General features: G+C 35.0%; 8 protein-coding genes. 1 reads left to right on the top strand and 7 read right to left on the bottom strand.

Annotation, left to right across the window (positions count from 1 at the left end):
* Positions 1-546 precede the first annotated feature (546 nt).
* Positions 547-1,683, bottom strand: a complete 1,137-nt coding sequence (locus H4K35_RS13585; protein WP_182628502.1) for a hypothetical protein — start codon at positions 1,681-1,683, stop codon at positions 547-549.
* 974 nt (positions 1,684-2,657) lie between these two features.
* Positions 2,658-4,097, bottom strand: a complete 1,440-nt coding sequence (locus H4K35_RS13580; RefSeq protein ID WP_255492479.1) for a hypothetical protein — start codon at positions 4,095-4,097, stop codon at positions 2,658-2,660.
* Between the two features lie 759 nt (positions 4,098-4,856).
* On the opposite strand from H4K35_RS13580, the gene H4K35_RS13575 reads away from it, so the two are divergent.
* Positions 4,857-5,591 (top strand): hypothetical protein, encoded by a 735-nt coding sequence (locus H4K35_RS13575; RefSeq protein WP_182628501.1) that lies wholly within the window; start codon positions 4,857-4,859, stop codon positions 5,589-5,591.
* Between the two features lie 91 nt (positions 5,592-5,682).
* Here the strand turns inward: H4K35_RS13575 and H4K35_RS13570 are convergent, their stop codons facing one another.
* The 5 genes from H4K35_RS13570 to H4K35_RS13550 all read right to left on the bottom strand — a co-directional run bounded on the left by H4K35_RS13570 (position 5,683) and on the right by H4K35_RS13550 (position 10,802).
* The gene (locus H4K35_RS13570) at positions 5,683-7,113 is read right to left on the bottom strand and encodes a DUF3887 domain-containing protein (RefSeq protein WP_182628500.1); all 1,431 of its coding nucleotides are present in this window, start codon (positions 7,111-7,113) and stop codon (positions 5,683-5,685) included.
* A gap of 178 nt (positions 7,114-7,291) precedes the next feature.
* Positions 7,292-8,158, bottom strand: coding sequence for a helix-turn-helix transcriptional regulator (locus H4K35_RS13565; protein ID WP_182628499.1), 867 nt, complete (start codon positions 8,156-8,158; stop codon positions 7,292-7,294).
* A gap of 129 nt (positions 8,159-8,287) precedes the next feature.
* Complete coding sequence (locus H4K35_RS13560; RefSeq protein ID WP_182628498.1) at positions 8,288-8,665, bottom strand: hypothetical protein; 378 nt, start codon at positions 8,663-8,665, stop codon at positions 8,288-8,290.
* On the bottom strand, positions 8,666-9,289 hold the full coding sequence (locus H4K35_RS13555; protein ID WP_182628497.1) for an SCO family protein: 624 nt from the start codon (positions 9,287-9,289) through the stop codon (positions 8,666-8,668). It lies immediately after the preceding gene.
* A 172-nt stretch (positions 9,290-9,461) separates the two neighbouring features.
* On the bottom strand, positions 9,462-10,802 hold the full coding sequence (locus H4K35_RS13550) for a peptide-N-glycosidase F-related protein (RefSeq protein WP_182628496.1): 1,341 nt from the start codon (positions 10,800-10,802) through the stop codon (positions 9,462-9,464).
* Positions 10,803-10,936: the final 134 nt, after the last annotated feature.

Genomic DNA, 10,936 nt, shown 5'->3' with positions numbered 1-10,936 from the left:
AATCCACTTGTTTTCCAATCCTCTACATGAGAGTACATTATTTCTTGTTTGCTCATCTCTTTATTATTTCAAGCAAACTTACTACCTTACGTTAGCTTATGAAATATGGGCTTGGTCGGGTGGATACTTTAAATCAACTAAATTTTAAAGACTTATTTTAAAACAACCCTAAAAGAGCATTCAACTCTTAAAAAAACATATTTTAAAACTTAACTATTCTAATTCAAATCCACAATATTTTATTTTTTTTCACATCAATTTTTATCAAAAAGAACATTATACATACAAATACATGTTTTTTCACAAATCAAACAACTTCACTCAACTATTCTTTAAATAAAAAACACTAGTTATTTGAATTTACGAAATAATTCTTTACACAGTAAACTTTTAAACTTCATAAAAAGTAAATAGATAAGATATCTACATATCTTGTGGGCTTCCCCATTTTAGGACACCTCTAAATTCGATAAATAATTCTTATTATGCAGTATATGCAAATCCTGTCCCTGATAATCTATAGAAGTATTAAATAGTGCCATAATCTTAGTTGTATATTATTAATGGTTCATGGTTTTGGTAAATATTTCCTTTTACAATTTTTATTTTACCCGTTTTTGTCCTACGTTCGACATTTGTTTTTTTAAGTCCATACATATATGATTGCCACATTTTTTGAAACTTTTTTACTAAGCTAAAACTCATATCACTTGTCGGACTGTAGGTTTTAACCTCTTTATACCATAAGCCAAATAATTTTTTTATGCGCAAATAGTTATTCCCCCAATTCAACACAGGATTTCGTTCTATTTTGATGTTATTTATTGTTTTATTGGAAGCAAATTTCAATTTTATATCTTGTCTGTAGTATTCTGTATCTATATTTAAACGAATTGAATCATCATTCCATTCTGTTGTACTACTACTGACATATTTTGAATTAACATTAAGTTTTTTAGAAAAAAATAATGTAGAATCATTATTAGATTTTTTTAAATTATTTAAATTCAAAAGGTTATCGAAATTATTTCTAACTATTAAATCCGTAATTTGGTAATTAATGTTTGATGATTTTATTTCCATGACTACTTGATCCAAATTTTTTACACCTGTATTTTTATATAAAAAGTAAACTGTATCTCTCTTATTGTTTATTAGATAAATTAAATTATTTGTCTTTTTTTCATATAAATATTGTGCTTGCATGTCATCTGAATTGGGATATGATACATCAATTAAAATATGTTTTTCATCAATTTTTAAATTATATGTTTTATACAGTATGGAGTCGTTATGATTGATATCTCTATTGAGAGGAAATAATAGTGTTTTTTTTAAAAATCCATTTTCAAGATCATAAATATGAACGAGTTTAAAGTCTTTAATTGAAATATACTTTTCCTTAATCTTCATGGTAACACTAGGGTATCTTTTAGAAATAACCCTGTTGTCATAAGGATACATTTCTATACTTTTTATCCCTTTAGGAGCTTTAAAGTTCTCTATAAACCAATAATCAGGGAATTCTTCTATGATGGGTAAATTCAAACAGTATTTTAGTGCATAATCATAGGTAAATGAGTCTTCATAGGGTTGTATTTCTCTTTGTGCCAAAACATTTTGTCCTATAAGTAAAATACCTAGAATGTAAGAAAGTTTAAGTATATTTTTAATTATCTTCATCAAATGGGGGTATAATTTAATCAGACTTATCAACTATCCAATCTAAACTTTAAACATCTATGAATTTTAATATTGAAGAAAGATTTCAAGTTATTTTTAAAATAATATGTTAAATAATTTTTGAATTAAATAACAAATTCTCATCCTATATATCGTGAGATTCCACCAAGATACTTAAATGAAATAGTAGTATAACTAACTTATATATCATCCTAAATAGTGAAAACATCTTTTTTTTCAGGTTTTGCATCGTTCTATTTAAACAAGATATTGGATCTTAATCCAAAAAGCTCTCAAACCTCTATCCATCAAATTTAATTATTACAAATCAAATAAACTAATTATATTTGAATACCTAATCATATTTGCCAAAAAACAATAAAAAACACAATTATACCAATTTAAAATCAAAATAAATTAACATTTTCAACTATTTAGTTAACATAACTCATGTAATAGTTGAAAATCGAATAGAACAAGGGTTTAATCGTTGAGATTTAAAAAACACAACCTATTGTAAATCAATGAATTATATTAAAAATAATCATTAGCAGGACAAGGCGGGTAAAACAAAGAAGTGAAAAGCAAACGTGAGTGACTGATGCGATGCCCTCCTGCGTCGGCAGGACAAGGCGGGTAAAACAGAGGATTGAAAAGCAAAGGTGAGTGACCGATACGATGCCTCCTGCGTCGGCAGGACAGGGCGGGTAAAACAAAAATCTTTCTTAAACTGTATAAAGCATTGGGTGTAGTCTAAGGTACGGATTGCAACCTTAAATCCGCGCGATCAGGGATTTCATTAGGATATCCAAATTGAAATATAATCAGCTTTCAAGCGATACTTATATCTAGCCGAAAATGTACTTGTATCAAAAAACTCATATAAAGGAAAAACCTTATTATTTCGTAACATATGAAGATCTTGTCCCTCATAATCTATTCCTTTATTAAAGTATTGAAATGACATAATGATATTAATTAATTGTTATTAATGGATATTCTTCTTTATTCTTAATCAGATAAATTTCATTGAGTTCTTTCTTCAATTTTATTTTTAACGTATACGATTCATTTTTCACATCAGGTGCCCGATTGTACTCAATTAAGGCTGCCTTAGCAGCCTTATCGTTCATTTCTCGAAACAAATCAATTCGAAACAAATCTTTTTTATTAATTTTTTTTATTAAGTATGAATTTTGATCTTCCTTTTTTGATATAAAAATCAACTTAGTTTCTGTTTGTACATTAGGAGAAAACAGTGCATTATCTATTTCATACTTGTTCGCAAAATAGGCGTTATTCACTTCATTTGCTTCATTCCTTATAACTAGAAATGTAGAAGAAAAAATATCATATATTTTCTTACCAGTATAATGTTCAACACTATGTTTTTCCCAGTAATAATTTTTAAAAATATTACTTGACTTGTGTGATTGAACAACTATATTTAATTTTTCTACGTCATTTGTAGAAACTGTATGATTCATACTCAACTTATATGAGTCTTGCTTAAAATTTAGGTCAAGGTTCTTAGGAAAGAAAACTCTTTCGCTTTCATCTTCATTTAAACCTAAAAAAAAATTCCAACTATCTTTATTCAACCACCTATTAAAATTCTCAAACTCAACATAATTTGAATAACTTGATGCCTTCTGGGTTATACTACTGCCATCTACTAGTATATCAAAAATTATATTCTCTTTATTATAACAATATTCTACTGTTTTTCTAATTGGTACTTTCAAAAGTCTTCCTCTTATTGAATTCCAATCATTGTCTTTGGATAAGAAGTCTACTTTTATTAATAGTCTTTCATCCTTTGAGTAAGTGTATTTTGCTAATGAAATAGCACTATCATCAAATTGTATTAGCTTCTCAATAATTAAATTTTTTTCATTTTCTGTATATCTATAACTATACTCCTCTCTTTCTACCACACTCCAATTGATAGCACTATATATTTCTTGTCCAGATTTAACTTCTTTTTCTAGAAAACCATTTTTTTTATTAAAAAAAAATTCATGTTTTATTTGGCTAACAGAATCTACTAAATTGTTATACAAATGATAAGTAACTTTTTTCACCCCTATAGGAGCCTTAAAACTGCTATAATTTCGATAATTAAAAATTTGAAGTGTTTTTTCTAACTCAAACTGGTCATTATCTGTATAATTAAAAACCGAATAAAAAGGAATTTCTTCTTTCACATAGAAGTTACTTTTTTCTGAAGGAGATAATACGTGAAAATCTGGATAAATCTCTTTAATCCGATACATCAAATCTGCACGTGTATACAACACATCATTTGTACCAAAATTAAAGTTACTATATTGATAAGGAGGAACTTGTCCCCAAGAGGGACAATACATACTAAATAAAATTAGTACACTCAAAAAATAATAGTACTGTTTCATTCCTATAAATTCACAATTTAGAACCTTATGAAATTAACAATTTCAAACTAAGCAGCCTAATTAAAAGCCTAATTACATTTATTTTTATTAAAATAGGGGAAAAAAAGAATTGTAAAGCAAAGGTGAGTAACTGATGCGATGTCTCCTACGTCGGCAGGACAAGGCGGGTAAAACAAAGAAGTCTAAAGCAAACGTGAGTGACTGATGCGACGCCTCCTGCGTCGGCAGGACAAGGCGGGAAAAACAAAGAAGTGTAAAGCAAACGTGAGTGACTGATGCGACGCCTCCTGCGTCGACAGGACAGGGCCAGTAGAACACCTGTCCCCGACACTCAACTGCTATTCGAATAAATTGCTTTCACTATACAAAACAAATAAAACAATTTCATATAGTCTTCAACGATTATCATCCTACCGTCTTCAAAACAGTTCCAATTCCATGTACCTTGCAAATAACACAATCGTTAGAGGAAAGCTAAATGAACAATATAACCCGTCCTAAAAAAACCGTATAGTAGATAATAGGATTATAAACAAGAGCTGTACAGCTATATCAGGACGAGACAATAGTAAGCATACGTTTAGTCCGACTCTGATTTGAGATGAGTCCATTGTGAGTCCATAATGAGTCCATAGTGCGTCTATTAAAAGTGTGGTTTTTAATAGACGCACTATGGTGACAGTATAGACCAAAAATACTGGCACATGCTTTAAAATAGCTTTAAAACAGCAAGATACAACGTTATAAATACTAAAAAAGATGGCAAAACTAGATGCAAAAGGACACCTTAGAGGAGTCTTAGGTCCCACTACAACTCGTGTAGTACACGGAGTTAACCTCATACAGAGCAAAGGAAACAAACCAAAACAAACCCAAAACACTAAAAAAGCAGCTCATACGTTTGGCTATGCCTCCAGGAATAGCAAAATAATTCGCTTGGCTATTGGTGATTTTATTTACAACAAACACGACCGCAATTTTTTTCGCCGTTTAACGAGTGCCACCCTAGGATTACTCAAGAAAAATACAGCCTACCCCTTAGGAGAGCGTACCTTTTTTAATACACCTATGCAAGGACTCGTCGGTTTTGATTTTAACATTAACAGTCCTTTTCAATCCTTTTGTACATTACCCTTGAGGATACAAACAGTAGCCTCTGAGAAAGTAATCCTCCAGTTCGATTCATTTGTAGCTCAAGATTACCTTACCTTCCCCCCACAGGCGTCTGCGGTTCAAATCGATTTTACTTTGCTGCATATTCCGCTAACCACGGCTGCTGGGCACTCCTCCTCCTCCTATAGTCTATACGTTACGCCTCATGAGGTTGTACAAGCCGATCAATGGGAAATACCTCTTACTTCTCCTCTCACTTTTACCCTTATGATCGCGGAGCTAAACTACGTTAAAACGGTGTCGAAAGACAAACAAATAAGCATCAATACCTGTGATTTTCACCCCAGTTGTATTGTCTATGTTCACAATGGCTTGGTTTAGGGTATATAGGCATGACTCACACAAAAAAATCCAGTGGGGTCCCTACTTTCGAACATAAAAAAAAGCTGATTTAAAAAAATCAGCTTTTGTACTATTCTATAGCTACTTCTTTGTCTTCCAAAACGAGTTTGGACCACAATTGAAAACTCAAATTCTCGATCAGTTGTACCACCTCATCTTCTGAACTATTGGTCAATACAATGACTCCTTCTTTGCGCTCTGGGCTAAAACTGACAAAATTGGAATAGGCTACATCAATACCCCTGTGAAAGTAAAGGGATGCATCGGCTCCAAAAAAGTTTAAACGCCATCCTAAGCTAATCCAATCGTATTGGGTAATCATACTTGTTGGTTTTTGCATCAGGTCGAGTTCTGGATGATCGGGTTTAAAATACGCTTGCACGTATTGGGTGATATCCTCTACAGTTGAATACCCTTGGGTAGAAGGCAAGAAAATATCGAAGTAGTTGGCTTTCTTATCTAAGCCCAAATCAACCTTTCCAATGGATTCAATGGCTTTCAATCGCTTTGGCTTCACTAGATACGTCGATGTTAATCCATATTTATTTACAATCTGTGTTTGAAATAAAGAAGCATAGGGTTTTTCATACACACGAGTTAAGGCATCTCCCAACACGCTAATGCCGAAGATAGAAAAACGACCGCGCGTTTGAACCGTATCCAACACAATATCGTGGGCTAAATAGTTGGCAATAGACACGCTACCTGCTGTTTTTTTGTTCTTTTTACCTTTTTTTTGCACGCCCAAATCCTCGGAAACTACTGTTATTTTAGGAAAGAAAGGCAATTGTGCACTACCATTGGCCAGGGAAGAAAAAGAAAAAGTCAAGGTATCTTTAAACGGCTGAGGGTAATACGCATTTATATCTTCCCACAATTTTACCTTTTCCTCTACCGCTGCTTGTGCTAAAAGGGTATTGGTAAATATAGAGGTGAATGTGCCTAAGGCAAATACGCCGTTTTTATTCTCCACCTCCACCAGGTTATTGCCTCGTTTTTTAATGCCGTAGTAAAAAACTTGATCGTTCTTAATAATCGCTAGGGCGATTTGTCCTTCTTCAGGTAAGAAAGCCGCATTTTCTCGAATAATATCTTCTCTTGACTTGCTGATCAAATCCTCGCGTAAATCGTCTTGATTGACGTAATCGAGGATGCGAAATCCCACAATATTAGCCTCGTCATCAAAGGCGAAGTTAACAATGGCGGTATCCTTTTCAAACTGCGTTTTAAACAAAGGCGTTTGATCGTCGTTGATTCCATAGTACTCAATCTTGACAATTGACCCTAAGTTTTGCTTCATTTCATCAAAAAAGGCTTCTACAGCAGGATAGGGCACCTTGCTTTGAAGGGACTCTGAAAAACGATGGTAGAACTTGTCGTAATTACTCGTATTGTAATCTTCCTTAAAACCTTCTATCATCTGTCCTAAAGGATTTTGTGCTTGCACAGCAAGCGAACCGATGAACAAACAACAAAACAAAAGCAATCGCTTTAGCATCATATCTTTTTACTTTATTAAAAATTAAAGGTAGTCATTTCGAAATAATTCCGTGATACATTTAACAAAATGAAAGTATTTTTCGCGCTATTTCCGCCTAAAACCTATCACCTTTCTTTACTTCTCCCTCCTAGTTGATCTTTTTTAGCTGATCTTTTTTACCTAATTCCCATCCTCTTTTTTAGGATGTCCATTGACTTTTTCTAAATTGTTCTGGAGTTTGAGCCGTGGCTTTTTTGAACATGGTAACGAAATAAGAGGCGTGTTCGAATCCCAATTCATCGGCTATTTCCCCAATAGAATTCGTGGTATAACTCAACAAGCGCTTTGCCTCGAGAATAATGTGACGCTTGATTAAACTCCCTGAGGTATGGCCTAAGATGGTTCGACAAATCTTGTTCAAATAATTCGTGCTGATGTTCAACATTTCGGCATAATCCGATGGCATCTTATGGGTTTTAAAATGCTGTTCAATCAAGGATTGATAGCGCTGTATTTTGTCGTTAACGGCATTGTGTACTTTAACGGTTTGTAGAGGCACATAGAGTCGATCAAACTCAATCAACAGTATATTCAAATACGAACGCAAGATTTTCTGGGAGGCTTTCTTTTTGATCTGAAATTCCTCCATCATCTGCCACAGCAAAAAAATCAAATTCTTTTGTTTTTCTTCAGGCAACGTAAATACAGCGTGATTAACCTCTGTAAAATACGAAAATTGATGCAATACATTGGTATTGTAGCGCAGAGAGAAAAAATCAGCCGTAAACACAATAACGGTTCCTGTTGCTTCTTCACTCAGTGCAAGGGTATTAATGCAATTTGGTTTAATTAGTAGCACTTGACCTGGGCCAATGCGCATGCGATCTTGATCAATCACAAACAGGCCTTCTCCTTTTTCAATACACAGCATAAGGTAGAACGCATTGCTATGTGGCAAGGCTAATGTAGGGTATTTCTTGAGTAATCCCTCAACGGATCCCATCCAGAGATCGGTTGAAGCATCAAATAAACCAATAGTGCAAACGGGTACTTTATTCGCTTGCATAGTTTTAAATTTAAATGGTTCAACTTCATTTTATCAGTCTTAGAACACACGACCAATAGCTGTTTCCTTTGCCTGGGCAAAAAAAAGACTGGTCGAAAGAAATGCTCACAAAGACGGTTAATTAGGTAGTTAAGCCCATTCTGGAGGCTGGAAAACTGCGCCAATAAAATGAGGGGGGATAAAAACCTCTACATCGGTTGAATACTGTACCGCATCTACAGGTACTAATCGAACCTCATAGGGATTATACAGCAGTGTTTGCGCAAATAAAGGTTGTATTTCTTTGGTTTTTAAGAGGGGAAGTTCCATCTTTTTATCCGAATCTTCCGACAACTCACTTTGAAGATAGCAGCTTCCGTAACACATGGGAATCAAATCAAAGCGGTTGATACATATATTTTCAACAATAAATTTCTGATTGAGGTAAAAAGAGGCTAGAATCCAAAAACTCGAGGTATTTTGGTAAATAAAAGAAAGCAGTAAGAGCAGTACAATACGCTTTTTCATTTATTTTTTCTTTTCATTCAACAAAACGGGAATTTCTGCTAGCAGGCGGTTGACGTCTGTGGTGCTCGTTCCATCATATACACCGCGGATGTGTTGGTCTGGGTCAATCAACAAAAACCCGCCACTGTGCGCATAGCCCCCAGGTGCGTCGGACGCTTGATAGGCTTGCATAAAATACGCTTGGGCTAATTGGTGAATGGCGCCTTCCTCTCCGTGTAAGAAATGCCATTTTGCTCCATCCACACCCAAAGACTCACTGTAGGCCTTTAAAGCGGGAATCGAATCGTTCTTAGGGTCAATGGTATGAGAAACAAATACGACATTTTCATTTTCGTGAAAGGCGTCGTATACCCTTTTCATCTCGGCATTCATTTTGGGGCATATCGTCGGACATTGCAAAAAGATGAAATCCGCAATGTAAATCTTCCCTCCTAGTGTTTGATTGTTTACCACTAGACTATCCTGATTGAGCAATTCAAAATCGGGAATCTCATAGTGCTTTTCTACTGTTTCACCAGAGGCTAAGGTTTCTGTTACAGGATGCCCTAAATAAGGCAACTGTTTGGCCTCTTGGGAACAAGCCAATAAAAAGGAAACAAAAAAGAAAGGAAGTATTCGTTTCATGCGAACAAAAATACAAAAAAATACCTAGGTGCCTAGGAAAAACCGCTGGGTTTACACTCCCATAGGCGAATAATGAACAATCATTTTACAAAAAAATGACCCAAACACAAGGCTTGAGTCATTCTATAGGTGCAACTTTTGCAACAAAACAGTTGCATAAAAGCGAGTAAAACTACTTTTTAACGATGTTTTCTGTTGTGGTCATCCCATTTTCAAAAACGAGCTTTAGCACGTATTTGCCTGATGATAAATGCCCGATATCCAATTGATTGACCTGTTCCGCAGTGAGGAGAACTGTTCCTTTCATGTCGTATAAAACAAGCGATTCTACTGCAACTTCTGAACGTATATACACTAGTTCTTGTGAAGGATTCGGATAGACGTTGTAGCTTACTTGCTCAAAGCTATCTGTAGACAATACCCCGTCTACCCCTGTTGCATAAAAGAAAAGAGACAAGGGAAAATCACCTTGTTTATCTATAAAACGCGCATCGGGTACTGTAATTTTAAACTCATGTGTTCCTCTTGTTAAATCGACCAACCTAATTACGCGATTGGGAATAACATCCCCAGGACACCAGTTGTTCCAACTCGCCCAATCGGCTTCTGTTCTTGGTCGCTGACCGTAAATTCCATTTGCCTGTGTATTGAAAACGCGAAACGGCTCACATGATTTGCCCCCTGGTTTATAGGTTTCGATTAAAGCCCCATCCAAATAAACCTGATGCGTTCGGCGAATGTACTCTTCTCCTCCATTATTAGCTCCGTGATTCGAGGTAATCAAATGAAAGTAGGCTTCGTTTATATCTTCCTCTAATGTAAATTGATATAGTTTGGTCGTTGTGCCCTCCACATCGGTAGCATTGTAATTGTTAAACGACGCTCTACTAGCTAAAGGCTCTAAATAAAAGGTGTTTAACACGCTGCCGTTATCTTGTGTTTTAATAGCTAAAGATCCTTCAAATACATCTGTTCTTCCCGCACAACCACTAACTTCTACATTGGCGGCATAAGGCACGCCAAATACGTTAAACTCCACCCAAAAATCATAGGTTTCATAGGCAGCATCTTTGAACAAGGGCACTAAATGCGTCAAGTCAAAAGTATAAGGCACTTCCAGTGGTTGTCTATTCTTATTCATAAATGGCGTAATGAAACGCCCAATCTCAATTGTCTGTTTGTTTTGATCCGTCAATGTTTCTCCTTTGGGCACTAAAGAAAGAAAAACACCACCAATGCGATCGTAATTATCACAGCGCGCTCCTATTGTCACCTCGACCTCCATAGTCGACAAAATCGCTTGTCGTTCTGAATCTGCTAATTTTTTTGCATAGAGGGAATTGCTGAGTTTTACAATTCCCGGAGGCAACTCCTCCGCTGTAGGACTAGCATACCCGTCATAAAATACAATTTTATCAAATATAGGCAAGACGCGAACGGGGTCTTGAGAATAGCTAAACGGACTGACAAAACAAGCCAAAATAGCGCTTAATACAGTTTTTTTTACATGCATTTCATCGAGATTTAATACGTAGTTAGTGCGAAATAATTGGTGTACCATGCTTGCTTACTGCTAAAGCTAACGGCTTATCTCCTGTAATACGCATTTACTGTTCAAACTGTTATATGGTTAGATATAATTCGCTT

It is taken from the genome of Myroides sp. NP-2 (genome assembly GCF_014145665.1).
Lineage (GTDB): Bacteria > Bacteroidota > Bacteroidia > Flavobacteriales > Flavobacteriaceae > Flavobacterium.
Note: the sequence above shows the minus strand (reverse complement) of the source record. Positions and strands in the feature narration are given on the sequence as shown.

Excerpts from the sequence above, each read along its gene's own strand:
- H4K35_RS13585 (WP_182628502.1), bottom strand. The coding sequence starts at position 1,683 with ATGAAGATAATTAAAAATATACTTAAACTTTCTTACATTCTAGGTATT.
- H4K35_RS13580 (WP_255492479.1), bottom strand. The coding sequence starts at position 4,097 with ATGAAACAGTACTATTATTTTTTGAGTGTACTAATTTTATTTAGTATG.
- H4K35_RS13575 (WP_182628501.1), top strand. The coding sequence starts at position 4,857 with ATGGCAAAACTAGATGCAAAAGGACACCTTAGAGGAGTCTTAGGTCCC.
- H4K35_RS13570 (WP_182628500.1), bottom strand. The coding sequence starts at position 7,113 with ATGATGCTAAAGCGATTGCTTTTGTTTTGTTGTTTGTTCATCGGTTCG.
- H4K35_RS13565 (WP_182628499.1), bottom strand. The coding sequence starts at position 8,158 with ATGCAAGCGAATAAAGTACCCGTTTGCACTATTGGTTTATTTGATGCT.
- H4K35_RS13560 (WP_182628498.1), bottom strand. The coding sequence starts at position 8,665 with ATGAAAAAGCGTATTGTACTGCTCTTACTGCTTTCTTTTATTTACCAA.
- H4K35_RS13555 (WP_182628497.1), bottom strand. The coding sequence starts at position 9,289 with ATGAAACGAATACTTCCTTTCTTTTTTGTTTCCTTTTTATTGGCTTGT.
- H4K35_RS13550 (WP_182628496.1), bottom strand. The coding sequence starts at position 10,802 with ATGCATGTAAAAAAAACTGTATTAAGCGCTATTTTGGCTTGTTTTGTC.